General features: G+C 53.2%; 22 protein-coding genes, 6 tRNA genes and 2 other RNA genes. 21 read left to right on the plus strand and 9 right to left on the minus strand.

Annotation, left to right across the window (positions count from 1 at the left end):
* Positions 1-68 precede the first annotated feature (68 nt).
* Positions 69-1,721: an alpha-keto acid decarboxylase family protein gene (locus tag WH298_RS03610; protein WP_180822239.1), complete on the minus strand. Its 1,653-nt coding sequence runs from the start codon at positions 1,719-1,721 to the stop codon at positions 69-71.
* 213 nt (positions 1,722-1,934) lie between these two features.
* On the opposite strand from WH298_RS03610, the gene mgrA reads away from it, so the two are divergent.
* Together mgrA and WH298_RS03620 are read left to right on the plus strand one after the other, a co-directional pair.
* Positions 1,935-2,924: an L-glyceraldehyde 3-phosphate reductase gene (gene mgrA / locus WH298_RS03615; protein ID WP_180822240.1), complete on the plus strand. Its 990-nt coding sequence runs from the start codon at positions 1,935-1,937 to the stop codon at positions 2,922-2,924.
* A gap of 159 nt (positions 2,925-3,083) precedes the next feature.
* Positions 3,084-3,440 (plus strand): DUF2502 domain-containing protein, encoded by a 357-nt coding sequence (locus tag WH298_RS03620; protein ID WP_007889111.1) that lies wholly within the window; start codon positions 3,084-3,086, stop codon positions 3,438-3,440.
* A 45-nt stretch (positions 3,441-3,485) separates the two neighbouring features.
* On the opposite strand, the gene WH298_RS03625 is transcribed toward WH298_RS03620, so the two are convergent.
* Positions 3,486-4,727, minus strand: coding sequence for an Nramp family divalent metal transporter (locus WH298_RS03625; RefSeq protein ID WP_180822241.1), 1,242 nt, complete (start codon positions 4,725-4,727; stop codon positions 3,486-3,488).
* A gap of 368 nt (positions 4,728-5,095) precedes the next feature.
* Between WH298_RS03625 and WH298_RS03630 the strand changes: the two genes are divergently transcribed.
* The 4 genes from WH298_RS03630 to WH298_RS03645 all read left to right on the plus strand — a co-directional run bounded on the left by WH298_RS03630 (position 5,096) and on the right by WH298_RS03645 (position 9,772).
* Positions 5,096-6,286, plus strand: coding sequence for a NupC/NupG family nucleoside CNT transporter (locus WH298_RS03630; protein ID WP_007889107.1), 1,191 nt, complete (start codon positions 5,096-5,098; stop codon positions 6,284-6,286).
* Between the two features lie 192 nt (positions 6,287-6,478).
* The gene (locus WH298_RS03635; RefSeq protein WP_180822242.1) at positions 6,479-7,567 is read left to right on the plus strand and encodes an LLM class flavin-dependent oxidoreductase; all 1,089 of its coding nucleotides are present in this window, start codon (positions 6,479-6,481) and stop codon (positions 7,565-7,567) included.
* A gap of 5 nt (positions 7,568-7,572) precedes the next feature.
* Positions 7,573-8,163 carry a cysteine dioxygenase family protein gene (locus tag WH298_RS03640; protein WP_180822243.1) on the plus strand — a complete coding sequence of 197 codons (591 nt, stop codon included), beginning with the start codon at positions 7,573-7,575 and terminating at the stop codon, positions 8,161-8,163.
* Positions 8,156-9,772, plus strand: coding sequence for a rhodanese homology domain-containing protein (locus tag WH298_RS03645; RefSeq protein ID WP_180822244.1), 1,617 nt, complete (start codon positions 8,156-8,158; stop codon positions 9,770-9,772). The genes WH298_RS03640 and WH298_RS03645 overlap by 8 nt, the downstream gene beginning before the upstream one ends.
* A gap of 140 nt (positions 9,773-9,912) precedes the next feature.
* Here WH298_RS03645 and WH298_RS03650 read toward each other — a convergent pair.
* Positions 9,913-9,988: transfer RNA gene (locus WH298_RS03650), tRNA-Ala, on the minus strand.
* A 42-nt stretch (positions 9,989-10,030) separates the two neighbouring features.
* Positions 10,031-10,106, minus strand: a tRNA-Ala gene (locus WH298_RS03655).
* Between the two features lie 363 nt (positions 10,107-10,469).
* Between WH298_RS03655 and WH298_RS03660 the strand changes: the two genes are divergently transcribed.
* Positions 10,470-11,258: a formate/nitrite transporter family protein gene (locus WH298_RS03660; RefSeq protein ID WP_007889100.1), complete on the plus strand. Its 789-nt coding sequence runs from the start codon at positions 10,470-10,472 to the stop codon at positions 11,256-11,258.
* 111 nt (positions 11,259-11,369) lie between these two features.
* A complete protein-coding gene (locus tag WH298_RS03665; RefSeq protein WP_008102134.1) occupies positions 11,370-11,723 on the plus strand; it encodes a YfeC-like transcriptional regulator in 354 nt (117 codons plus the stop codon).
* A gap of 48 nt (positions 11,724-11,771) precedes the next feature.
* Here WH298_RS03665 and gltX read toward each other — a convergent pair whose 3' ends face one another.
* Positions 11,772-13,193 (minus strand): glutamate--tRNA ligase, encoded by a 1,422-nt coding sequence (gene gltX, locus WH298_RS03670; protein ID WP_180822245.1) that lies wholly within the window; start codon positions 13,191-13,193, stop codon positions 11,772-11,774.
* A 273-nt stretch (positions 13,194-13,466) separates the two neighbouring features.
* On the opposite strand from gltX, the gene WH298_RS03675 reads away from it, so the two are divergent.
* The 7 genes from WH298_RS03675 to WH298_RS03705 all read left to right on the plus strand — a co-directional run bounded on the left by WH298_RS03675 (position 13,467) and on the right by WH298_RS03705 (position 14,731).
* Positions 13,467-13,542: transfer RNA gene (locus tag WH298_RS03675), tRNA-Val, on the plus strand.
* Between the two features lie 52 nt (positions 13,543-13,594).
* Positions 13,595-13,670: transfer RNA gene (locus WH298_RS03680), tRNA-Val, on the plus strand.
* A 40-nt stretch (positions 13,671-13,710) separates the two neighbouring features.
* Positions 13,711-13,786 (plus strand) — tRNA-Val (locus WH298_RS03685).
* Between the two features lie 4 nt (positions 13,787-13,790).
* Positions 13,791-13,866: transfer RNA gene (locus WH298_RS03690), tRNA-Lys, on the plus strand.
* Positions 13,867-13,909: 43 nt separating this feature from the next.
* A non-coding RNA gene (locus tag WH298_RS03695) (RtT sRNA) lies at positions 13,910-14,046 on the plus strand.
* A 43-nt stretch (positions 14,047-14,089) separates the two neighbouring features.
* Positions 14,090-14,226: non-coding RNA, RtT sRNA (locus tag WH298_RS03700), on the plus strand.
* Positions 14,227-14,398: 172 nt separating this feature from the next.
* Positions 14,399-14,731 carry a FlxA-like family protein gene (locus tag WH298_RS03705; protein ID WP_180822246.1) on the plus strand — a complete coding sequence of 111 codons (333 nt, stop codon included), beginning with the start codon at positions 14,399-14,401 and terminating at the stop codon, positions 14,729-14,731.
* On the opposite strand, the gene WH298_RS03710 is transcribed toward WH298_RS03705, so the two are convergent.
* The gene (locus WH298_RS03710; protein WP_180822247.1) at positions 14,728-15,648 is read right to left on the minus strand and encodes a LysR family transcriptional regulator; all 921 of its coding nucleotides are present in this window, start codon (positions 15,646-15,648) and stop codon (positions 14,728-14,730) included. The two genes, WH298_RS03705 and WH298_RS03710, sit on opposite strands and share 4 nt — an antisense overlap.
* A 102-nt stretch (positions 15,649-15,750) precedes the next feature.
* On the opposite strand from WH298_RS03710, the gene WH298_RS03715 reads away from it, so the two are divergent.
* A complete protein-coding gene (locus WH298_RS03715; protein WP_180822248.1) occupies positions 15,751-16,755 on the plus strand; it encodes a bile acid:sodium symporter family protein in 1,005 nt (334 codons plus the stop codon).
* A 31-nt stretch (positions 16,756-16,786) separates the two neighbouring features.
* Here WH298_RS03715 and WH298_RS03720 read toward each other — a convergent pair whose 3' ends face one another.
* The 3 genes from WH298_RS03720 to zipA form a co-directional block, all read right to left on the minus strand.
* On the minus strand, positions 16,787-17,005 hold the full coding sequence (locus tag WH298_RS03720; RefSeq protein WP_180822249.1) for a putative quorum-sensing-regulated virulence factor: 219 nt from the start codon (positions 17,003-17,005) through the stop codon (positions 16,787-16,789).
* A 1-nt stretch (position 17,006) separates the two neighbouring features.
* Positions 17,007-19,025 (minus strand): NAD-dependent DNA ligase LigA, encoded by a 2,019-nt coding sequence (ligA, locus tag WH298_RS03725; protein WP_180822250.1) that lies wholly within the window; start codon positions 19,023-19,025, stop codon positions 17,007-17,009.
* Between the two features lie 68 nt (positions 19,026-19,093).
* On the minus strand, positions 19,094-20,074 hold the full coding sequence (gene zipA / locus WH298_RS03730; protein WP_180822251.1) for a cell division protein ZipA: 981 nt from the start codon (positions 20,072-20,074) through the stop codon (positions 19,094-19,096).
* 217 nt (positions 20,075-20,291) lie between these two features.
* Here zipA and cysZ point away from each other — a divergent pair, with 217 nt between their 5' ends.
* The 5 genes from cysZ (at position 20,292) to crr (ending at position 25,238) form a co-directional block, all read left to right on the plus strand.
* Positions 20,292-21,050, plus strand: a complete 759-nt coding sequence (gene cysZ / locus WH298_RS03735; RefSeq protein ID WP_180822252.1) for a sulfate transporter CysZ — start codon at positions 20,292-20,294, stop codon at positions 21,048-21,050.
* Positions 21,051-21,190: 140 nt separating this feature from the next.
* On the plus strand, positions 21,191-22,162 hold the full coding sequence (gene cysK / locus WH298_RS03740; RefSeq protein ID WP_007889072.1) for a cysteine synthase A: 972 nt from the start codon (positions 21,191-21,193) through the stop codon (positions 22,160-22,162).
* A 388-nt stretch (positions 22,163-22,550) separates the two neighbouring features.
* Positions 22,551-22,808 (plus strand): phosphocarrier protein Hpr, encoded by a 258-nt coding sequence (gene ptsH / locus WH298_RS03745; RefSeq protein WP_007889063.1) that lies wholly within the window; start codon positions 22,551-22,553, stop codon positions 22,806-22,808.
* A 157-nt stretch (positions 22,809-22,965) separates the two neighbouring features.
* Positions 22,966-24,693, plus strand: a complete 1,728-nt coding sequence (gene ptsI / locus WH298_RS03750) for a phosphoenolpyruvate-protein phosphotransferase PtsI (RefSeq protein WP_007889058.1) — start codon at positions 22,966-22,968, stop codon at positions 24,691-24,693.
* 41 nt (positions 24,694-24,734) lie between these two features.
* Positions 24,735-25,238 (plus strand): PTS glucose transporter subunit IIA, encoded by a 504-nt coding sequence (gene crr / locus WH298_RS03755; protein ID WP_007889056.1) that lies wholly within the window; start codon positions 24,735-24,737, stop codon positions 25,236-25,238.
* Positions 25,239-25,296 lie beyond the last annotated feature (58 nt).

A 25,296-nucleotide genomic window follows, 5' to 3' on the forward strand; every position in this document is an offset into this window, starting at 1 on the left:
ATCCATTCAAAGATGCTGCACAGCCTACCGATCGCCTGCCTCACTGCACAGCGGCAACTATCCGAAATTTAGCGGCTATTACGCTGATGCAGCGCAGCGGTAACCTTACGCAGCAGCGGCGGCAAGTCCTGTTTGTCCATCACCACTTCCACCAGCGACAGGCGACGATTACGCATTAATTGTGCCATTACCGCGTCCAGCTGTACCGTTTCGCTGATGCGCCAACTCTGCGCCGCGCACTGCAGGCTCATCGCCTGCGGCAGCGCAGTCCAGTTCCACTGGGCGATATCATTGTAACGTTGCTCAGCGCCGTGAATCGCGCGCTCAACCGTGTAGCCATCATTATTCAGTAAGAAGATGATCGGCTGCTGCCCATCGCGCTGCATGGAGCCCAGCTCCTGAATCGTAAGCTGAGCGGAGCCATCACCAATAATCAGAATCACGCGGCGATCGGGCTGCGCCGTTTGCGCACCAAAAGTGGCGGGTAAAGTATAGCCAATCGATCCCCACAGCGGTTGTACCAGCAGTTGTGCATCCTGCGGTAAACGCAGCGCTGCGGCACCAAAGGCGGCGGTGCCTTGATCGGCAAGGATAATATCACCCGGCTGCAGGAAGCGCTGCATCGCCTGCCAGAATGCGTGCTGACTGATTACCGCCGCATCGATTTGCTCATTTTCCTCGCACTCTATCTCTGCCGCGAGCTGCCAATGCGCGCAGTGACGCTGGTAAATGGGCAGCAGTGCATCCAGCGCCTGCTCCATGCTCAGCGGAGCGAACACCTCGCCGCCAACCGTCGCCTGAAACGGCTGTAAATCGATGACCCGCGTTTCCGGCAAGTTTTGCGTAAAACCGGCGGTTAAGGTATCGGTGAAACGTACGCCGACGCACAGCGTGACATCGGTATCTTCAATGGCCTGGCGTACGGCATCGCTGCTGCCTTCAGCCGCATAGGTGCCGACATAACCCGGCTGCTGCTCGTTCAGCACCCCTTTTCCCATCAATAACGTGGCGGCAGGAATCGCGCGCAGTTGGCGCAGCGTCTCCAACTGCGGCTGCAATTGCCAGCGCGAGGCGAGGAAATCTGCTAATAGCGCGACTCGCTGCGCCGGTGCCAGCAAGCGTTCTGCCGCGTCGGCAAACGCAGCGGCAATATGATGATGACGGGATTGCGCATCGGATTTAACCGCGGGCATCGCCACTTCTGCGGCGGCCACATCCACGGCCAGCAAGAGATAGCCCGGACGATGTTGCTGCAACGCCTCGTCAATCACCCGATCAATCTCCGCCACCGCATTGTCCGCCGTCAGCACTGCAGAGGCGGCACTCACTTCCTGCGCCATACGCAAAAAGTGGCCAAAATCGCCGTCTCCCAACGAATGATGTACGCAGTCGCCCTGCTGTTGCACTTTGCTCGCCGGCGCGCCCACGATATGAATCACTGGTACATACTCGGCATAACTGCCGGCAATGCCATTAATGGCGCTGAGCTCGCCGACGCCAAAGGTGGTTAGCAGCGCGGCTGCGCCGTTACAGCGCCCGTAACCATCTGCCGCATAGGCGGCATTGAGTTCATTGGCACAACCAACCCAGGCGATTTCCGGATGCGCAATGACGCTGTCGAGAAATTGCAGGTTGTAATCGCCGGGTACGCCGAACAGATGGCGGATGCCGCTTTGGTGTAAACGGTGCAGTAAGTACTCGCCAACATTGAGGGTTTTCATCGACAACTCCTTGTTAAGGGGATGATCAGGAGTATTAGCGATGTGGCTGAATTGGCGAGATTTTCACCGTCGTGAAACGGGGATTTGTGGCAAGCTATCGTTACGACGACAGATAATTCTGTAAGTTGCGATCTTCGGCGCGTTTCGCCTTAGTGTAAACGCATACACTGCTATGCTGATGTCACTTTCTCCCCTTTGAGACAGGAACGCTGCATGACTGCTTTTCCCCATCCCGAACGTTACCAACAAATGCAATATCGTCGTAGTGGCCGTAGCGGCCTGAAGTTACCGGCTATTTCGCTGGGCTTGTGGCACAACTTTGGCGACAGTACGCGCGTGGATAACAGCCGTGAATTGCTACGTCACGCCTTTGATCGCGGCATTACCCATTTCGACCTCGCCAATAACTACGGCCCACCGCCGGGATCGGCAGAATCCAACTTTGGTCGTATCCTGCGCGAGGATTTTCATGGGCTACGCGATGAGTTGGTGATCTCGACAAAAGCCGGTTACACCATGTGGGACGGGCCTTACGGCGATTGGGGTTCACGCAAATATCTGATTTCCAGTCTCGATCAAAGCCTGAAACGCATGGGGCTGGAGTACGTGGATATCTTCTATCATCACCGACCGGATCCCGAAACGCCGCTGGAAGAAACCATGCGCGCGTTGGACCAGGTGGTGCGTCAGGGTAAAGCGCTGTATGCCGCCATCTCCAACTATCCAGCAGAGAAAGCCGCCGAAGCGATTGCGATTCTACGCGATCTCGGCACGCCGTGCCTGATCCATCAGCCGCGTTATTCGATGTTTGAACGCGCGCCAGAGCAGGGTTTGCTGGATGTGCTGGGCGAAAACGGCGTCGGCTGCATCGCCTTCTCTCCGCTGGCAGGTGGCGTGTTAACCGACCGCTATTTGCAGGGCATTCCAGAAGATTCACGCATCGCCAGCGGCAGTAAGTTCCTCAATGAGAACCAGCTGACGCAAGAGAAGATGGAAAAAGTGCGTCAGCTGCAGGCGATTGCCCAACAGCGCGGTCAGAAGCTGGCACAAATGGCGCTGAGCTGGGTGCTGCGCGACGCGCGCGTCACTTCGGTATTAATTGGTGCCAGTAAAACTGCGCAGATTGATGACGCCGTGGAGATGTTGAGCCAGCCAGAGCTAAGCACAGACGAAATTAGCGCCATCCATAATATCTTGGTGTAAACGTTTACCCGCCCGGCATTTGTCGGGCGTTCTTCGCAGCAGAAAATTCTCAATTCAGATTTCCCTCAGCGTTTTCAGACTGATTCTCAAGGCTTACCTGGTCCGATGTGGCAAACTAGCGCAACGGTGGCAGAGATAAGCTACTGAAAAGGAGAAGTTATGAAACGTGCAATTTTGTTTGCCGCCTTGCTGGCAACTTTATCCCCATTAGCCACACACACAGCAGAAGCTAATAGCGCCACCATCAATTTGGGTCCCGGCGTCACGCTGCATCTTGGCGATCGCGATCGTCACGGTAATTACTGGGATGGCGGCCGCTGGCGCGAGCCGCGCTGGTGGAACGATCGCTACCAGTACAATGATAATCGCTGGTGGCGTCATGAAGAGTGGAAACGTCATCGCGCCTATGAACGTGAGCGCGAACGTCGCTGGCATGAACGTGAACGTCGTGAACATCATCGTCACGATCACCGCCATGACGATCGTCGTGGCCACCACGATCATCATCATCACTAAACAAAAAATCCCGCTTGATAGCGGGATTTTTTGTTTATCGCGCGCTTACCAACCGAGCGCTTCGCCGACCAGCAGGTAGAGATTGAGGGCGATCACCAGCACCACAATCAAGCGCCCGGCATTCTGCATCAGACGCGAGTTCACCATCTCATCGCCCATCAATTCACGGTTGCCGGTGAATGACAGCAGCGGAATCAGCGCCAGTGCAATACCAAAACTCAACAGCACTTGGCTCATCACCAGAATACGCGTTGGATCCCAGCCGGCCCAAATCACAATAAAGGACGGCAACATGGTGATGGTACGGCGGAACCACAGCGGGATGTGGAAGCGGATAAAGCCCTGCATAACCACTTGTCCTGCCAGCGTTCCCACCACCGTAGAAGAGAGACCGGCGGCAACCAGGCTTAAACCAAACACAATGGCGGCAGCCTGACCCAGCAGCGGTTGCAGCGTTAAGTAGGCCTGGTCGAGATCGACAATTTTAGAGTGGCCGCTAAAGTGGAACGCCGCCGCTGCGGTGGCCATCATCGCCAGATTGACAAAGCCCGCGATGGTCATCGCAATCGCCACATCCAGCTTTGTCGAGGAGTAGCGCTCAGCTTTGCTGCCTTTATTACCGTGCTGCGTCAGCGCCGAGTGCAGATAAATCACGTGCGGCATAATGGTGGCGCCTAACACGCCGGCAGCCAGGAAAACCGCATCGGAAGTCGGCAGCGAAGGAAGCGCCATGCCAACCACCAGCTCGCTGACGTTCGGCTGGGAGAAAAACAGCTCGACAATATAGGCCGCCGCAACAAACAGCAGCAGGCCGCCAATCACCAGCTCCAGCGGCTTCTGCCCGCGACTTTGCAGCATCAGAATCAGATAGGTTGCGATCCCCGTCAGCACCGCGCCCTGCAGCAGCGAAATACCCAGTAATAGCTTAAAGCCGAGCGCTGCGCCGATAAACTCGGCGAGATCGGTAGCCATGGCGATGATTTCCGCCTGCACCCAATAGAACCATACCGCCGGGCGCGGAAAGCGATCGCGAATGTGCTCCGCTAAGTTTTTGCCGGTGGCAATGCCGAGTTTGGCCGACATCAGCTGAATCAGCATCGCCATCACGTTGGCCCACACCACCACCCATAACAGCTTGTAGCCGTAGGCGGCGCCGGCCTGAATATTGGTAGCAAAATTGCCGGGATCGATATAACCAATCGCCGCGATAAAGGCGGGGCCCAGCAACGCAAGCTTAATCTTTCTGGCTCCGCGAGCGGCGCGCTCAGCGGTGCGGCTTTCTAGCATAGTTTTACCCTGTCTTAATGCTTGTTGACCTGAGCAGCTTAAGAGGTGAACAAGGCAGATGAAATATGGTTATAGTTATCGTATTAATAGATGGTGCTATGAAGTATAGCCATTGCTATACATTTTGGTAAAGGTGGTTCTTGCCAAAACCAGGACAACGGAATTGACTCTACGCTTGGGTCATTTTATAGACAATGTTTTTGTGGATATTTCTTGTGAGAGAATTGTAACGGGGTTGTGAGCGGTCAGACTTATCTGAGAAAAATCGCGATAGCGAATACTTATAATGTGGTTTTGATCTCGTTTTTAAGTAACGCGTTACATAGAATACGCAACAAAATACAACCCTCCTCAAATTTGGAGCCGACATGTCCCATGTTTTGCATTTTATTTTAGCACTGGTGGTGGTAGCCGTGCTGGCCTTGCTGGTCAGTCACGATCGTAAAAGCATTCGCATTCGCTATATCGTCCAACTTTTGGTGATCGAAGTACTGCTGGCGTGGTTCTTCCTCAACTCATCAGTCGGCCTCGGTTTCGTACAGGGTTTCGCCGGCGTCTTTGATCATCTGCTCAAGTATGCGGCCGAAGGGACCAACTTCGTGTTCGGCAACATGAACGAAAAAGGCCTCGCCTTCTTCTTCCTTAATGTTCTGTGCCCGATTGTGTTCATCTCCGCATTAATCGGTATTCTGCAACATTTCCGCATCTTACCGTGGGTGATTCGTGGCATCGGTACCGTGCTGTCAAAAGTTAACGGTATGGGCAAACTGGAATCCTTCAACGCCGTTAGCTCTCTGATTTTGGGACAGTCAGAAAACTTTATCGCCTATAAGGATATCCTCGGCAAGATGTCGCAGCGCCGCATGTACACCATGGCAGCGACCGCAATGTCGACCGTTTCCATGTCGATTGTCGGCGCCTATATGACCATGCTCCAGCCAAAATATGTGGTGGCTGCGCTGGTACTGAATATGTTCAGCACCTTTATTGTGCTGTCGCTGATTAACCCGTACCGCGTTGATAGCGAAGAAGACCTGCAGCTGCAGGATCTGCATAAAGGTCAGAGCTTCTTCGAAATGCTGGGCGAATACATTCTCGCCGGTTTCAAAGTAGCGATTATCGTGGCGGCGATGCTGATTGGTTTTATCGCGCTGATTTCTGGTCTGAACGCCTTGTTCGATTTGATCTTCGGTATCAGTTTCCAGGGCGTGCTGGGTTATGTGTTCTATCCGTTTGCCTGGGTGATGGGCGTTCCTTCACACGAAGCGCTGCAGGTTGGCAGCATCATGGCGACCAAACTGGTGTCCAACGAATTCGTGGCGATGATGGATCTGCAGAAAATCGCCGGTCAGCTTTCGCCACATGCGGAAGGTATTCTGTCTGTATTCCTCGTCTCCTTTGCTAACTTCTCTTCTATCGGAATTGTGGCGGGTGCGATTAAAGGTTTGCACGAAGAGCAGGGTAACGTGGTTTCGCGCTTCGGCCTGAAACTGCTGTACGGCTCAACCCTGGTGAGCGTGCTGTCTGCCGCCATCGCCGGTTTAGTGTTGGCCTTCTGATGGTCTGGGCGAGCTGCGGCTCGCCCTTCTCTTCTTAATTATTTCAATCGGTTCTATCTCGTCGCTCCGCAACTTTCCCCGCGCTATCACCCGCTTCACCGTTAAATGCAAAACCTTTGCACAATATTGAATTTCCGTTCATACCGCCTGCGCCCGTAGTTTTTCTCCATGACGTCACTTCAGGAGAACCGCATGAGCATTCAATTCCTTGGCATGATTGGCCACCGCCTCGCTTCCGAAATCATCCCGGCCAGCGGCCCGCTGTTCGATAAAGAATATATTGCCCGCTTTGCACGCGCGCATGAAGAAGCCGGCTTTGATCGCATTCTGGTCGGCTATTGGTCAGATCAACCGGATGGTTTTCTGGTTACTGCCCACGCCGCTGCGCATACCTCGACGCTGAAGTTTCTGCTGGCGCATCGTCCAGGCTTTGTCGCGCCAACCCTGGCAGCACGCAAACTGGCCTCGCTCGACCACTTAACCGACGGCCGTTTAGCCGTGCACATCATCAGCGGCGGCAGCGATGTCGAGCAGCGGCGCGATGGTGACTTCCTGAATAAAGCCGAGCGCTATGCGCGCAGCGATGAGTTCCTCACCGTGCTGAAGCAGAGCCTGGAGTCCTCGCAGCCTTACGATCATCAAGGTGCGTTTTATCAGGCTGAACAGGCGTTCTCCGCCATCAAACCACTGCAGAAAAAACTGCCGGTCTATTTTGGCGGATCGTCGCAGGAGGCGATTGAGGTGGCGGCACGCCATGCCGATGTGTTCGCGCTATGGGGTGAACCGTTGAAAGGAGCCGAAGAAACCGTGCGCAACGTGCGTGCCGCTGCCGCCAAACAGGGGCGCGAGATTAACTTTAATATCTCGTTCCGCCCGATTCTTGGCAAAACGGAAAAAGAAGCCTGGGAACGTGCTGAACATATCCGCGCCACCGCCGAGAAACAGCTTACGGAAAGCGGCTTTGCTTTTGGTAAGGCCAAGCCGCAGAGCGTCGGGGCGCAGCGTTTACTCGCTGCCGCCAACGAAGGCGATCGCCTGGATAAAGTGTTGTGGACCGGCGTGGCGAAGCTGGTTCAGGGCGGCTACAACTCCACCGCATTGGTGGGAACGCCAGAGCAAGTGTCCGATGCGCTGCTGGAATACTATCGCCTTGGCATTCATAGCGTGCTGATTCGCGGCTTCGACCCGCTTAACGATGCGGTGGAGTATGGGCGCGAGCTGATTCCTTTGACGCGCGAGAAAGTCGCTGCGCTCTCTGCCGCTGATAAAAGGAGCGCCTGAGCCTCATGAGCCATTATCAGCATCACCGCCTGCGCGACTTCGTCGCTAATCTGGCCAATTTGTTAGATACCCAGCCCGAGGAAACCACGATTTTGCAGCGTGGCAGCGAATGGCTCGGCGAGTTGATTCGTCATGACGACTGGCTGGACGACGCCTTCACACAGCCCCATCCGGAACACTATCAACAATATCTGCTGCACGCTGATGCCCAGCAGCGCTTCTCGGTGGTGAGCTTCGTCTGGGGACCGGGCCAGCAAACGCCCATTCACGACCATCGCGTGTGGGGATTAATTGGCATGCTGCGCGGCGCGGAAATTTCACAATCGTGGCAGCCTGGACCCAACGGTTTAAAGCCGGAAGGTGCTCCCGTGCGACTCGATCCCGGCAGCGTCGAAGCGGTATCGCCGACGGTTGGCGATATTCATCGCGTCAGCAATGCCTATGACGACCGCGTCTCCATTAGCATTCACGTTTATGGCGCCAACATTGGTGCAGTAAAACGCGCGGTCTATCGCGAAGACGGCAGCGAAAAAACGTTTATCTCCGGTTACAGCAACCGTTACTTACCGAACATTTGGGACCTTTCACATGACTAAAGCCGTTTTTCCTTTACGCCAGGCGGCGGAAATTATTGATGCCCTGCGTCAGCAGCAGGAAGTGGCGCTGATTGATGTGCGTGATGAAGCGCTGTTTGCCACCGCGCATCCGCTGTTTGCGGTGAATATTCCGCTTTCCAAGCTGGAGCTTGAGCTGCTGGATCGTATTCCGCAGCGCACCACCGCTATCACGCTATATGACAATGGCGAAGGCCTGGCGCAAACCGCCGCTGAACGCATTGCCGCACAGGGTTACAGCAACGTTGCTCTGCTGGCCGATGATTTAGCCGGTTGGCAGGCGGCAGGCGGTGAACTGTTTATCGATGTGAACTCACCCAGCAAAGCATTTGGCGAGCTGGTTGAGCATCACAATCACACCCCTTCCCTGTCAGCGGACGAAGTACATCAGCTGATTAATAGCGAAGCCAACGTGGTAGTGCTGGATGCGCGTCGCTTCGACGAGTACCAAACCATGAGTATCCCTGGCGCCACTAGCGTGCCTGGCGGAGAGTTGGTGCTGCGCGTACGTGATATCGCGCCGTCGCCGGAAACCACGGTGATTGTGAACTGCGCTGGTCGCACCCGCAGCATCATCGGCACGCAATCGCTGGTGAATGCCGGCGTGCGTAATCCGGTATTCGCGCTGCGTAATGGCACTATTGGCTGGACGCTGGCTGGACATGCGCTGGATAAAGGTCAGGCGCGCCGCTATGGCGAGACCAGCGAAACGGCACAGCGTCAGGCAGCGAATAGTGCGCGCAGCATCGCTGACCGTGCGGGTGTGGAACGTATCCCACTGGCCACGCTTAAACGCTGGCAGCAGGAAACGCGCACCACCTATCTGTTTGATGTGCGTGATGCCGAAGAGTATGCCGCCGGGCATCTGCCCGGCAGCCGCCACGTGCCTGGTGGCCAGCTGGTACAGGAAACCGACCATTACGCTAGCGTGCGTGGCGCACGGATTGTGCTGATTGATGATGATGGCGTCCGCGCCAATATGACCGCCTCCTGGTTGGCACAGCTTGGCTGGCAGGTTTCGGTACTGGAAGAACTGCAGGCCAGTGATTTCAGTGAAACCGGTAACTGGAAGGCACAGGTGCCGCCAGTCGCTCAACCTGAATTCGTGTCACCGCAACAGTTAGCGGCATGGCTGGAAGAGGGCCAGACGCAGGTGCTGGACTTCACTACCCGCGCCAATCACCTTAACAGCCATATTCCGGGTGCGGCCTGGTTACTGCGCTCTACCCTGCAGCAGCAGGGTAAAGCGCTGCTGCCTGAGGCGCGTCGTTATGTGCTGACCTGCGGCAGCAGTCTGCTGGCCGGTTACGCGGTGGAACAAGTGGCAGAGTTAACCGGCAAGCCGGTGTTCGTGCTGGAAGGGGGTAACGCCGCATGGCGCGCTGCAGAACTGCCGACGCAGCAAGGTGAGCAGCAGCTACTTTCACCCGCGATCGATCGCTATCGCCGCCCGTATGAAGGCACCGATATCGAACCCAGCGTGATGCAGGCCTATCTGGATTGGGAGTATGGCTTGGTGGCGCAGCTGGATCGCGATGGCACACACGGTTTCCGTGTGCTGCAATTGCAGCAGCAGGCCGCAACCGCCTGATAAAAAAGCGCTGCTTACAACATGTGTAGCGGCGCATTTTAGTGCGCATTTGAATTTGAAATAGCAAAACCGCGCAATAAATTGCGTCGCTATAGGTTCTTCGTGGTTATTTAATCATGCGTTCAGAACGAACAGAGATTTGGTGGAGATAAGCGGGATCGAACCGCTGACCTCTTGCATGCCATGCAAGCGCTCTCCCAGCTGAGCTATACCCCCACATCTGGAAATCATTTTTCGGTCAAACCGTTGGGAGCGGTTTGGTGGAGATAAGCGGGATCGAACCGCTGACCTCTTGCATGCCATGCAAGCGCTCTCCCAGCTGAGCTATACCCCCGAACCGAAAAACTGCCGAGTAAACTCGACGGACGGGATAATATGAAACCGCCTGTTGAGTGTCAACGTCAAATTCTCGTTCTGTGTTTGATCGCTGAAAAAGGCGTCAACCCCATGCCTGCATGGCTTTTATTTCAGCACCTCATTGCCGTTTGCGCAGAGTTATATGCATTTAATTGCATGGCTTCTCAAACCCGGCCTCAACATAGCGTTAACTTCAGGTTAAAGATGTTAGTAACAGTCTTGTTTTCGTTAATAGTGCGTGTAAAACTTAGCGCGCTAATTAACCGGTCATCCTTCCAGGGATTTCTCTCAATGACCGGCCAGCAACGTCCCCCTTTGTTTAATAAAAGAAAAGTGAACTATGTCGCTGCATACACCTAAAGAAATCGCTCAGCTGGCGATTCAAGCTGGCGTGGCTAAAAGCCGCCTTCCTATCTCCACCTTATTAATTTTGGGCTTTATGGCCGGAGCCTTTATCGCCACGGGCTTCCTGCTCGATCTGCATGTGATTAACCAACTGCCTGCTGAATGGGGTTCATTCGGCGTGCTACTGGGTGCCGCCGTTTTCCCGGTAGGTTTAATCATGACGGTGCTGGCGGGCGGTGAACTGCTAACCGGCAATATGATGACCATGCCCATCGCCTGGTTCGCGCGTCGCATCAGTGGCTTTAGCGTGCTGCGTAACTGGTTTTGGGTGACCGTCGCCAATTTTATTGGCAGCGTTGCGGTAGCATGGTTTTTTGGTCACATGTTGGGCATGACCGAAGGTGACTATCTAAAGAAAACCGTAGCGATTGCACACGCCAAAGTGAATGCCGATTTCCTGCATGCGTTTATTTCCGGTGTGGGCTGCAACTGGCTGGTGTGTTTGGCGGTGTGGCTCGCCTTTGCCAGCAAAGATGTGGTGGGCAAAATTTTCGGCATGTGGTTCCCGGTAATGGCTTTCGTAGCAATTGGCTTCCAGCACGTTGTCGCCAACATGTTTATTGTCCCGGCAGCGATTTTTGCCGGACAGATGAGCTGGGCGGAGTTTGCGCCAAACGTGATTGCAGTATTCCTGGGTAATGGTGTGGGGGGAGCAATTTTCGTTGGTCTCACCTATTTCATCGCCTTCCGCCCGGAACAACCCGTCGTCAACGAAGCGCAATAACCGAATTTTGCCTTTTGTTGGAGCGCAGAAGGCATTTTCTACCCAGGTTACTTTTCCCCGTTACGTTTTGTTGTAATATGTAGAACTAATGTATTTAACAGGGACAGCATCGTGAAAAAGGAATGGCTTACCCCCGAGGAGCTCGCGCTGGAAACGGGCTACAGTCGGCAAACGGTGAATAAATGGATTAAGCGTGAAAACTGGACAACCACGCCAAAGCCCGGTGTTCAGGGCGGTAAAGCGCGATTAATCCATATTGATGAGCGCGTAAAGAGCTTTGTTCAATCCACCCGCCACGCGAACGAACCGGCGGCTAATTACGGTGCACAGCAAAATACGTTACCTGCGTTATTAATAAATTCTGTCCAGCAAATGACCGCGGCGGAGCAAGAGCAATTTGCCGCGTTGTTGTTGCGGGAAGGAATTCGCGGCGTACTGGAACGTTTAGGGATTCAGGAAGAATAAAAAAGCCGGAAGCAGATGCTTCCGGCTTTTTAACGCTCCAACGTCACATTATGCGGTAGCTTCACGCTCAGCGATGAAAGCCAGCGCCTTCTCAATGCGCGCCACGCTGCGGCTGCGGCCAATGGCTTCGACTGTGACATCCAATGCCGGTGACTGACCTGAACCGGTCACGGCGACACGCAGCGGCATACCTACTTTGCCCATCCCCAGCGCCAGCTCATCAGCTGCAGACTGAATAGCATGGTGCACATTCTCGGCATTCCAGTCGCTATCACCGATCGCTGCCAGTTTATCGCGTACCACTTCCAGCGGCTGACGGGCTACCGGACGCAGATGCTTCTTCGCCGCGTCAGCATCAAAGGCGTCAAACTCTTCATAGAAGTAACGGCACGACGCGGCGATCTCTACCAGCGTTTTGCAGCGTTCGCCGAGCAGAGTCACCAGCTTCGCCAGCTCCGGGCCGGTGCGGGTATCAATCTTCTGCTGCTCAATGTGCCACTGCAACTGCGTAGCGACGTATTCCGGCGGCAGCGTATTAATGTAGTGATGGTTCAGCCACTGCAGTTTTTCCGTATTGAAAGCACTGGCTGATTTGCTCACCGCATCAAGAGTGAACAGCTCTGCCATTTCCGGCACGCTGAAAATTTCCTGATCGCCGTGTGACCAACCGAGACGCACCAGATAGTTGAGCAGCGCTTCCGGCAGGTAGCCATCATCGCGATACTGCATTACGCCGACCGCACCATGACGCTTAGAGAGTTTCTTGCTGTCATCGCCAAGAATCATCGAGACGTGCGCATAGGTGGGGACTTCTGCACCGATGGCTTTAAGGATGTTGATCTGGCGCGGCGTGTTGTTGATATGGTCTTCGCCACGGATCACGTGAGTGATGCCCATATCCCAGTCATCCACCACCACACAGAAGTTATAGGTTGGCGAACCATCGGTACGACGAATGATCAGGTCATCCAGTTCCTGGTTGCTGAATTCAATTGGACCACGAATCTGGTCGTCAAAGATGACGGAACCGTCCTGCGGGTTGCGGAAGCGCACCACGCACGGCTCATCGGCAGCATGATGATCATGGCTGTCGCGGCAGCGGCCGTCGTAACGTGGCTTTTCACCTTTTTCCATCTGCTCTTCACGCAGCGCGTCCAGACGCTCTTTGCTGCAATAGCATTTATAAGCCGTACCCGCTTCCAGCATGTCGTCGATGACCGCGTTGTAGCGATCAAAACGTTTGGTCTGATAATACGGACCTTCATCCCAGTTGAGGCTCAGCCAGTTCATACCATCCATAATGGCTTCGATGGCTTCTGGTGTGGAGCGCTCCAGATCGGTATCTTCGATACGCAGCACAAATTCGCCGTGGTTATGGCGAGCATAAAGCCAGGAGTAAAGAGCAGTACGAGCACCGCCTACGTGCAGATAGCCCGTTGGGCTGGGTGCGAAGCGAGTTTTGATTTTCATTCAGCATTGCCTTAAATGCGCAGGTTTCATTGTCTGGATGACAAAAAAACGGGTTAACGCGAAAAAACAGTGCGCACATTCTAGCAGGTGAGGCTGATTCCTCAATGATTGTCGCGGTGGCATCCCGGTTTGTCGTGCGCTTTTCTGCTAATAAAACCAGCACATTGGCTAAAACCGCCCCACGATGATTATTTTTAAAGCGAACGCACATTTAAGTTTTAAAAACCGTTGACTCACTTTGAAGGATCCCTATAATGCGACTCCACACAGCGGGGGTGATTAGCTCAGTTGGTAGAGCATCTCCCTTACAAGGAGGGGGTCGGCGGTTCGAGCCCGTCATCACCCACCACTCTTAAATGAATGTTTTAGAGTTGGCCCGCAGTGAACAAGAGATAAGATATGGGTGATTAGCTCAGTTGGTAGAGCATCTCCCTTACAAGGAGGGGGTCGGCGGTTCGAGCCCGTCATCACCCACCATATCTTAGTCAGATGACACTCTTGTTAAGCAGTACGAAGTGGGTGATTAGCTCAGTTGGTAGAGCATCTCCCTTACAAGGAGGGGGTCGGCGGTTCGAGCCCGTCATCACCCACCACTTCGGGTCGTTAGCTCAGTTGGTAGAGCAGTTGACTTTTAATCAATTGGTCGCAGGTTCGAATCCTGCACGACCCACCAATTCAGAGAAAAGCGCCTTTTGGGCGCTTTTTTCGTTTCTGCGCTCCTAAGGTTAACGTGCAGGGTGAGAACCTGCAGCAGGTTCGACTGAATCGCCGGGAGCGATTCAGGCTGATGCGTAAGCATCACCCGAAGGGCGAGGCCCAGGATGGGCCGAGGCATATCCTGCACGACCCACCAATTCAGAGAAAAGCGCCTTTTAGGCGCTTTTTTCGTTTCTGCGCTCCTAAGGTTAACGTGCAGGGTGAGAACCTGCAGCAGGTTCGACTGAATCGCCGGGAGCGATTCAGGCTGATGCGTAAGCATCACCCGAAGGGCGAGGCCCAGGATGGGCCGAGGCATATCCTGCACGACCCACCAATTCAGAGAAAAACGCCTTTTAGGCGCTTTTTTCGTTTCTGCGCTCCAAAGGTTAGCGTCCTCTCAAGCACCCAATCCCTACAAAACCTTTTCGCAAGCTTAACACTCCCAGCCCTCAAGCCTCCTGAGCCTTTGACCGATAACGATAATGGTCTATTGCAAGGAGAAAACCATGTCTACCATCTCAAGCGTTAGTAGTGTCAGCACGGCAAGTAGCGGTGGCGGTTCTACCTCAGAAATCGCGAACCTTAATAAACAGATTCAAACCATTACCAAGCAGCTGAAAGATCTTTCCAGCGACGATACCCTGACAGATGAACAAAAATCTGAGCAGGAGCAGATGCTGCAATCACAGATTCAAATGATTGAAGCGCAAATCGCGCAGATTGAGCAGCAGCAAGCAGAGAAAGCCCAGCAGAAGCAGGAAGCACAGCAACCTGCTGCAACCCAGGCTGATGGCATTAACCGTCCAACGGCTACCAATCAGATCAACGTTTACGTTTAAAACGCTGGTTTCAGCATGCGTTGTTGCGTCAGCAGGGTTGCCTGCTGACGCACTTCTTGCCAGATGGCTTCCGCCGCGGGCGTTAGCGAGCGGTTTTTCCGCTTTATCAGCATCAAACTACGATTAATTTCCGGATAGAGACGTCGCACCGTGAGTTTGCGTCCTGATGGCAACGGCAATGCCAGCGCCGGCAAAATGCTGATACCAATCCCCGCTTCCACCATCGGATAAAGCGTGGCGGGATGACCGATTTCCTGTACCACATTCACACTCAGCGCCAACTGTTGCAGCGCGGCATCGACCAATACACGGCTGCCGGAAGCATAATCCTGCAGCACCATATTACGTCCCGCCAGCATTGACCATTGCGCCTGTTCTATGCGCGCCAGCTCATCATCTGCATGGCACAGCAGTAAAAAAGGCTCCTGCAAAATCTCTTCGCTATCGAAATCGGTATCATTGAGTGGGCCGATGACAATCCCAAAATCGACCTCGGCGTTGCGTACGCTTTGCAGCACCCATTGTTGAACTCTATCGTGCAGGATCACCCGGATATCGGGATAGCGCTGCTGGCTGCTGGCGAGACATTGCGGCATTAAATGTGCAGAAGGCGTTTGGCTGGCAGCCACGCGCACCGTGCCGCTACGCTGTTCGCCATAGCTGCGCACATCCAAAACCGTGGTATTGAGATCGTCCAGCAGGCGATTAAGCCGCGTGGCCAGCTGTTGTCCCGCTTCGGTGAGCATCACTTCACGCGTAGTACGATCCAGCAAACGGACGCCCATTTCTGCTTCCAACTCTTTAATGCTGTGGCTGACCGCCGACTGACTTAAACCAATCGCTTGTCCTGCCAGACTGAAGCTGCCGTGATGTGCGACTGCCACAAAGGTGCGTAGCTGACGTAAGGTATAATTCATCGATAATGCTCATAGATTGATGCAATAAATCAATTTTATTTCTAAACCCAGCGGGCGCACAATCAGCACCATCATTTTTTTAAATTTAACCGGATTTTAACAATGGGATTTTTACGCCTCGATCCAATGATGATTAAACTCATCATCACCGTGCTGCTGGCCAGCTTCATTCCTGCTAAAGGTGTCTTTGTCGACATTTTCGAATATCTGACCACCGCCGCCATCGCCCTGCTGTTCTTTATGCATGGCGCAAAATTGTCGCGTGAAAAGATCATTGCCGGGAGCAGCCACTGGCGTTTGCACCTATGGATTATGTGCAGCACCTTTGTCATTTTCCCGATTATTGGCTTGCTGATCGTTTGGTGGCATCCGGTGAACGTGAGCCCGGAGATCTACACCGGCTTTATCTATCTGTGTATTCTGCCAGCGACCGTGCAGTCATCCATCGCTTTCACCTCAATGGCGGGTGGCAACGTGGCCGCTGCGGTATGTGCCGCTTCGGCCTCCAGCCTGCTGGGCGTATTTATTTCGCCACTGCTGGTGAATCTGGTGATGAATGTGCACAGCGAATTGCCAGGCAATGGTCTGGAGCAAATTGGCAAAATCATGCTGCAACTGCTGGTGCCGTTTGTTTTAGGGCATTTGTCGCGTCGCTGGATTGGTGCCTGGGTTGAGAAACATCGCAGCCTGATTGGCAAAACTGACCAAACCTCAATTCTGCTGGTGGTCTACTCCGCCTTTAGCGAAGCGGTGGTGAACGGTATCTGGCATCGCGTTGGCGTTGATACCTTGCTGTGGATTTTAGTGGGCAGCGTGCTGGTACTGTTTATTGCGTTGGCGATTAACCTGGCTGCATCGCGTTTGTTTGGCTTTAGCCGCGCAGATGAAATTGTGGTGCTGTTCTGTGGCTCGAAAAAGAGTTTGGCGAATGGGGTACCCATGGCCAACATTCTGTTCCCAGCCAGTGCCGTGGGGATTATCGTCTTACCGCTGATGATCTTCCATCAGGTGCAATTAATGGTGTGCTCTTTCATTGCCCAACGCTATAAGGCTGGCAATGAGAAGCGACTGGCGCAGCAGCAGTCAGTTGAAATTCAGAAATCTTAAGGAAAACGGCCCGCAAATGCGGGCCGTTTTGTTATTCGCTACGTTTGAGCGGTTTGACCAGAGCTTCCAGCCCCTCACTCTTGATCACCAACGTTAACTGCATTAATTCACCTAGTTTACCGGCCGGAAATTCATCTTTGCGCGCGAACCACAACAGGTACTCTTCCGGCACATCAATCAGTACCCGGCCTTTATATTTGCCGAACGGCATCACGGTATTGGCAATTTCAACCAGCTGCTGTTTATCCACGTTAGGCTCCGAGCAAACGAATCATTTCCGCTTCGTCGATCACCGGAATACCCAGCTCCTGCGCTTTCGCCAGCTTGGAACCGGCCGCTTCACCGGCGATCAGTAAGTCGGTTTTCTTCGACACGCTGCCGCTGACTTTAGCCCCCAGCGCTACCAGACGCTCTTTGGCATCATCACGATTCATCTGCGACAGTGAGCCCGTCAGGACCACGGTTTTACCGGCAAACGGACTATCAATCTCTTCTGCATTCACCACTTCAACCGGCGGCCAATGCACGCCAATCTCTTCCGTAAGTTCGCGAATAACGGCGCGGTTGCTCTCTTCGTCCATAAAGTTACGCACATGCGTCGCTACCACTTTGCCCACGTCCTGCACCTCAATCAGCGCATCAAGATCGGCATTCATTACCTTTTCCAGTTCGCCAAAGTGGTTGGCGAGGTTGGCGGCAGTGGCTTCACCGACTTCACGAATGCCCAGCGCGTACAGGAAACGCGGCAAGGTAGTGAGTTTGGCCTTTTCCAGCGCATCGACGACATTCTGCGCCGATTTTGGCCCCATACGATCCAGTCCGGTTAGCTTACCGGCAGTCAGACGGAACAGATCGGCTGGCGTTAACACGTACTCTTTTTCCACCAGCTGATCGATGATTTTGTCGCCCATGCCATCAACATCCATCGCACGACGTGAGACGAAATGCTTGAGCGCCTCTTTGCGCTGCGCGCCACATATCAGGCCGCCGGTACAACGTGTTACCACTTCGCCTTCAACGCGTTCTACGTCAGAACCACAAACCGGACAATGACTGGGGAAGACAATTTCGCGCGTCTCTTGCGGGCGCTCAGACTCCACCACGTTGACCACTTGCGGAATGACATCACCCGCACGACGGATCACCACCTTGTCGCCAATGCGCAACCCAAGTCGCGCGATTTCATCGGCGTTATGCAGCGTGGCGTTACTTACTATCACGCCAGCCACTTGCACCGGCTCCAGGCGCGCTACTGGCGTTATCGCGCCGGTACGACCTACCTGGAACTCGACATCGCGCACAAACGTCATCTGTTCCTGCGCCGGGAATTTAAACGCTACCGCCCAACGCGGCGCACGAGCCACGAAGCCAAGCTGCTCCTGCAGCGCTTGTGAATCGACTTTTATTACCACACCATCGATGTCAAACCCGAGCGATGGACGCTCCTGCTCAACCTGACGATAAAATGCCAGCACTTCTTCGGCGCTATGCGCCAGACGAATACGATCGGTAACCGGCAATCCCCACGCCTTAAACTGCTGCAGACGTTGCCAATGGCTGGCGGGCATTTCACCGCCTTCTAACAGACCAAAACCGTAGCAGAAGAAGGTCAGAGGACGTTTAGCAGTGATACGTGGGTCAAGCTGACGCAATGAACCCGCCGCTGCATTACGTGGGTTTGCAAAGACTTTAGCGCCGGTACGACGCGCTTCCTCGTTGAGCTTTTCAAAGCCGCTTTCGGTGATAAATACTTCGCCACGCACTTCTACGCGCGCGGGAATGTTGTCGCCATGCAGGCGCAGGGGAATAGCATGAATGGTGCGCACGTTCGCCGTAATGTTCTCGCCGGTAGTGCCATCGCCGCGCGTTGCTGCACGAACCAGCAAGCCATCTTCGTAGAGCAAACTTACCGCTAAACCATCCAGCTTGAGCTCACAGCAGTAAGTCAGGTCGTCGGTGCTTTTAAGGCGATCCTGCACGCGTTTGTTGAAGGCAAGAAAGCCCGCTTCGTCAAAGGTGTTATCCAGCGACAACATCGGTACTTCATGGCGCACCTGTTCAAAAGCAGCCAGCGGTGCCGCGCCCACGCGTTGCGTAGGTGAATCAGGCGTAATCAAATCAGGATGAGCACTTTCCAGCTCGCGCAGTTGCAGCATTAATCGGTCATATTCTGCATCCGGAATTTCCGGCGTATCCATCACGTGATAGAGATATTCGTGGTGACGTAACGTGGTGCGCAGCGCGGTGATCTGCTCCTGAACCGATTTCATAGTCTCTTATCCGATAAAAAACCCCCGACATGCGGGGGTTGTATTTAGTTTGATTCAGTTAGCGGCGATTAACCGATAACTTCGCGAATACGCGTCTTGTAGGTTTCCAGCTTCTGTGGCGTCATCATGCGACGCTCATCATCCAGCACCACGCCGCCAACATCATCAGCGATACGTTGGGCGGATTGCAGCATTAGTTTGAAATTCTGATTCGCATCACCGTATGACGGCACCATCATAAAGATGGAGATGCCCGGCGTGGAGAAATTGCCCATTTCATCCGGATCGAAAGAACCTGGTTTCACCATATTCGCCAAACTGAACAGCACTGGGCCGCTGCCTGCCGGGCTGAGATGACGATGGAAAATGTTCATTTCACCAAACTGGAAGCCGGCCTGCAGAATGCCCTGCAACAGCGCTTCACCGTTCAGTTCACCACCTGCATGTGCAGCGACGTGCAGCACTAACACCGCTTCTTTTTTGCTGCCCGGCGCTGCAGCTTGCTGCGGCGCTTCATTGTGATGCGCTACAGGAGCTTCATGTTCCAATTCAGGCTCTTCTGCCGCCTGGAACTCTGGCGCAGGCTGAGTGGCTGAAAGCGGCTCATTATCCAATAAAGGATCAGCCTGAATCGGCTGTGCTACAGGTGCTGGGGTTGGCTTAACCGGTGGCGCCTGAAGCGGGGCAGCGGGTTTCCGGGCTTCCGGCTCATCATCAAGTAGCGGATCACCTAATAAGGGATCGGATTGGCGTGATACTGGCTGACGCGCAGGCTCAGGTGCACGTGACGGATTAACCGGACGTGGCGTAAATTCAGGCTCTTCATCAGCATCACGATGACGGCGCACGCGGACTTCGCCGACGCCATCATCATCTTCTTCGCTCAGCAGATCTTCATCGGCTTCTTCGCGCTGTTTCAGACGTTTGTGCGGGCGATCACGAAACACGGAGGAGCGCTCTTTACGGCTGGTCCACAGTCCATGAAGTAGCAGCGCTATTATGGCGATCGCGCCAACAACGATTAATATCAGACGCAAATCCTGCATCATTGTATTCTCTGTTGTTCCAATACCTTGCCACCACGGCAAACTTTATCCTCTAACTGTATTTGCCCAGCTAAACAAGTGCAAGTCTGTGCAGTATTTTCTGACAAATTAGATAGCTGCCCCACGCTTTTTTGCTGTTTTTTCGCGCAAAGCATGCCTGTAGCCGATAAAAAGCCAGGTTATGATGTTCGCGCCGCTATTTTTAGGAGAAAGGCTCGCTATGCCCGCAGTGAATTCAGTCTCAACATTTAATGGTGTTCACTACTTTGCCGAAGGATGGAAACTGGTGCGCCTGCCAGGCATTCGTCGCTATGTCATCATGCCGCTACTGATCAACATCCTGCTGCTTGGCGGAGCCTTTATCTGGCTATTCCAGCGTCTTGGTTTGTGGATCCCTGCCATGATGTCGTATATCCCTGACTGGCTGCAGTGGTTGAGCTATCTGCTGTGGCCACTCTCGGTAATCACGATTGTGTTGGTGTTCAGCTATTTCTTTTCAACCCTCGCTAACTTACTTGCCGCACCGTTTTGCGGCTTACTTGCTGAACAGTTGGAAGGTCGTTTGACGGGTACACCGCTGCCCGATAGCGGCTGGATGGGGCTGGTTAAAGATGTTCCACGCATCATGAAACGAGAATTACAGAAGCTCGGCTACTACTTGCCGCGTGCGCTCGGTTTATTACTGCTTCACTTCATCCCCGGATTTGGACAAACCGTCGCCCCCATTCTATGGTTTTTATTCAGTGCGTGGATGCTGTCGGTGCAATATTGCGACTATCCGTTTGATAATCACAAGGTGAGCTTCCATCAGATGCGCCGGGCTTTACGCCAGCATAAAACGGCAAATATGCAGTTTGGTGCGCTGGTAAGCCTGTTCACCATGATTCCCATTATCAATCTGGCCATTTTGCCTGTCGCCGTTTGCGGCGCAACGGCAATGTGGGTGGATCGTTACCGCCCGCAGCATGCGCGTCATTAAAGCGTTAAATTGCCTTATGCATTTTTGCATAAGGCTTATGGTTGTGCGCTATATAGATATGCGATTTCTTTCCTTCCGCACATCGGCAGAAAAGGTATGCTCTGAGGGTTCCCAATATTTCATACAGTTAAGGACGAGCTATGAGTAAGATCTATGAAGACAACTCTCTGACAATTGGTCATACGCCGCTGGTTCGACTGAACCGCATCGGTAACGGCCGCATTCTGGCTAAGGTCGAGTCGCGCAACCCGAGCTTCAGCATCAAATGCCGTATCGGTGCCAATATGATTTGGGACGCGGAAAAACGCGGTATTCTAAAACCGGGTGTTGAACTGGTTGAACCCACCAGTGGTAACACCGGTATTGCCCTGGCTTATGTGGCCGCAGCGCGCGGTTACAAGCTGACGCTGACCATGCCAGAAACCATGTCGATTGAACGCCGTAAGTTGCTCAAAGCGTTGGGCGCGAACCTGGTGCTGACCGAAGGTCCAAAAGGCATGAAAGGTGCCATCGCCAAAGCGGAAGAGATTGTTGCCAGCGATCCCGATAAATATGTCCTGCTGCAGCAGTTCAGCAATCCGGCAAACCCTGAAATCCACGAGAAAACCACCGGCCCAGAAATCTGGGAAGATACCGATGGCGAAGTGGATGTATTCATCGCTGGCGTCGGCACGGGCGGTACGCTGACTGGCGTGAGCCGCTACATCAAAAACACTAAAGGTAAGAAAGAGCTTATTACCGTTGCGGTTGAACCGACTGATTCTCCTGTTATCGCCCAAGCGTTGGCTGGCGAAGAGATTAAGCCAGGCCCACACAAAATTCAGGGCATCGGTGCCGGCTTCATTCCGGGTAACCTTGATCTGAAACTGATTGACCGTGTTGTGGCGATCACTAACGAAGAAGCTATCAGCACCGCACGCCAACTGATGGAAGAGGAAGGCATTCTGGCAGGGATCTCCTCGGGTGCCGCAGTTGCCGCAGCGTTGAAGCTGCAGGAAGATGAAGCCTTTGCCAATAAGAATATTGTGGTGATTCTGCCCTCCTCCGGCGAGCGCTATTTAAGTACTGCACTGTTTGCCGATCTTTTCACTGAGAAAGAACTGCAGCAGTGATGCCAGAATTCTGAAACTGACGAAAAAAGCACCCAAATGGGTGCTTTTTTGTGGTGCAGATCTCACTTTTATAACCAGACAGATTGCTTTCAGTGATGGGGCTCTGGTATTTAAGCTTCCAATTATTTCGGTGCCTGAAATTAATCTCCCTTTGAAGTGGATCAAGCTGAATCGATTTACTGATTTGGCGAAACGGCGAATCACGGCATAATGAGAAGAGTGACGTATTCGTGCAGTTTTTGATCTGTCACTGTTAATGACGTACTCATTCGAGCGCATTTTTTGGTGAGCTTAATGCCATACCAGCGCACCTACACAGGCTAAAGTTACGGCTCCAGGCTAGACTTTAGATCCATAACACCAAACCTGATAAAGTTGGGGAAATAGAATGTTCCAGCAAGAAGTTACCATTACCGCACCTAACGGCCTTCATACCCGTCCTGCAGCTCAGTTCGTGAAAGAAGCAAAGGCTTTCCAGTCAGAAATCACTGTGACTTCCAATGGCAAATCCGCCAGCGCGAAAAGCCTGTTCAAACTGCAGACTTTGGGTCTGACTCAGGGTACGGTTGTTACGCTGTCTGCTGAAGGTGAAGATGAGCAGCAAGCGGTTGAGCACCTGGTCAAGCTGATGGCTGAGCTGGAGTAACCGGCTCAGTTCGCAACTAAACCGACCCCTTTGCCCCATTGAGTGCAAATATCTTGATCGCGGACAACCTGTCCGCGTTATTGCATCTTTAGAGTACTGCTCCGCGACAGTGGCGACGCATTGGGTCAATGAGCCATCGTGATTAAAAGGTAGGGTTATGATTTCAGGCATTTTAGCATCACCGGGTATCGCTTTCGGCAACGCACTGCTGCTGAAGGAAGATGAGATCGTCATCAGCCGTAAAAAAATTACCGACGATCAGGTTGAGCAGGAAGTTCAGCGCTTCCTCGATGGACGCAGCAGCGCTGCTTCACAGCTCGAAGCCATTCGCATTAAAGCCGGTGAAACCTTCGGTGAAGAGAAAGCTGCGATCTTTGAAGGTCACATCATGCTGCTCGAAGACGAAGAGCTTGAGCAGGAAATCATCGACCTGATTAAAAAAGATCACGCCACTGCTGATGCTGCCGCTCACTCTGTGATCGAAGGCCAGGCCGTTGCGCTGGAAGAGTTGGACGACGAATACCTGAAAGAGCGTGCGGCTGATGTACGTGATATCGGTAAGCGTCTGCTGCAGAACATCTTGGGTCTGCACATTGTCGACCTGAGCGCGATTGCTGAAGAATCTATTCTGGTGGCCAAAGATTTAACGCCTTCAGAAACCGCACAGCTGAACCTGAAAAAGGTGCTGGGCTTTATTACCGATCTGGGTGGCCGTACTTCTCACACCTCGATCATGGCGCGTTCGCTTGAGCTGCCTGCCATTGTCGGCACCGGCAACGTTACCGCAACCGTGAAAAACGGTGATTTCCTGATCATTGATGGCGTGAATAACAAAATTTACGTTAATCCATCAGAAGATGTGCTGGAAGAGCTGAAAGCCATTCAGACACAATACCTGTCTGAGAAGCATGAGCTGGCAAAATTGAAAGATCTGCCCGCGATTACGCTGGACGGACATCAGGTTGAAGTCTGCGCCAACATCGGTACAGTGCGCGACGTCGCGGGTGCTGAACGTAACGGCGCTGAAGGCGTTGGCTTGTATCGTACCGAATTCCTGTTTATGGACCGTGATTCACTGCCAACTGAAGAAGAGCAGTTCCAGGCTTACAAAGCCGTGGCGGAAGCTGTGGGTTCACAGGCGGTCATCGTGCGTACCATGGATATCGGTGGCGACAAAGATCTGCCTTACATGAACCTGCCGAAAGAGGACAACCCGTTCCTCGGCTGGCGCGCGATCCGTATCGCGATGGACCGTAAAGAGATTCTGCATGCGCAGCTGCGCGCAATTCTGCGTGCCTCCTCTTTCGGAAAATTACGCATCATGTTCCCAATGATTATTTCAGTAGAAGAAGTTCGCATCCTGAAAGGCGAGCTGGAGCTGCTGAAAGCGCAACTGCGCGAAGAGGGCAAATCCTTTGATGAGACCATTGAAGTGGGCATCATGGTGGAAACGCCAGCCTCCGCAGTGATTGCCCGCCATCTGGCGAAAGAAGTCGACTTCTTTAGTATTGGGACAAATGACCTGACGCAGTATACTCTGGCGGTCGATCGTGGTAATGATTTGATTTCACACCTCTATAACCCAATGACGCCGTCTGTTCTTGGCCTCATTAAGCAAGTGATCGATGCATCACATGCCGAAGGGAAATGGACCGGCATGTGTGGTGAGCTGGCTGGTGATGAACGTGCTACACTACTGTTACTGGGAATGGGGCTGGATGAATTCAGCATGAGCGCCATTTCAATCCCAAGCATCAAGAAGATCATTCGTAATACTAATTTCGAAGATGCGAAGGCATTGGCGGAGCAGGCTCTGGATCAACCGACAGCGGATGATTTGATGAATTTGGTCAACAAGTTCATCAAAGAAAAAACGCTCTGCTGATCCACGGACGCTAGCCTCAAATTACTGCTTAGGAGAAGATCATGGGTTTGTTTTCTAAACTTTTTGGCGAAAAATCAGAGAGCGCGTCAGGCACTATTGATATCGTTGCGCCTCTGTCAGGCGAAATCGTAAATATCGAAGACGTACCTGATGTGGTATTCGCTGAGAAAATTGTTGGCGACGGTATCGCAATCAAACCAACCGGCAACAAAATGGTTGCACCAGTTGATGGTACTATCGGCAAGATTTTCGAAACTAACCACGCATTTTCAATCGAGTCTGATAACGGCATTGAGCTATTTGTTCACTTCGGTATCGATACGGTTGAGCTTAAAGGTGAAGGTTTCAAACGCATCGCTGAAGAAGGCCAGAAGGTTAAGAAAGGCGACGTGGTGATCGAGTTTGATCTGGCATTGCTGGAAGAGAAAGCTAAATCCACGCTGACGCCGGTTGTAATCTCGAACATGGACGAGATTAAAGACCTGATCAAACTCTCCGGTCAGGTAACGGTTGGCGAAACGCCGGTTATCCGTATCAGGAAGTAAGCTTCGGCTGATTCGTGAGAATTAAAAACGGCGCCCATTGGGTGCCGTTTTTGTTTGA

This window comes from Pantoea nemavictus, assembly GCF_037479095.1.
Taxonomy (GTDB): domain Bacteria; phylum Pseudomonadota; class Gammaproteobacteria; order Enterobacterales; family Enterobacteriaceae; genus Pantoea; species Pantoea nemavictus.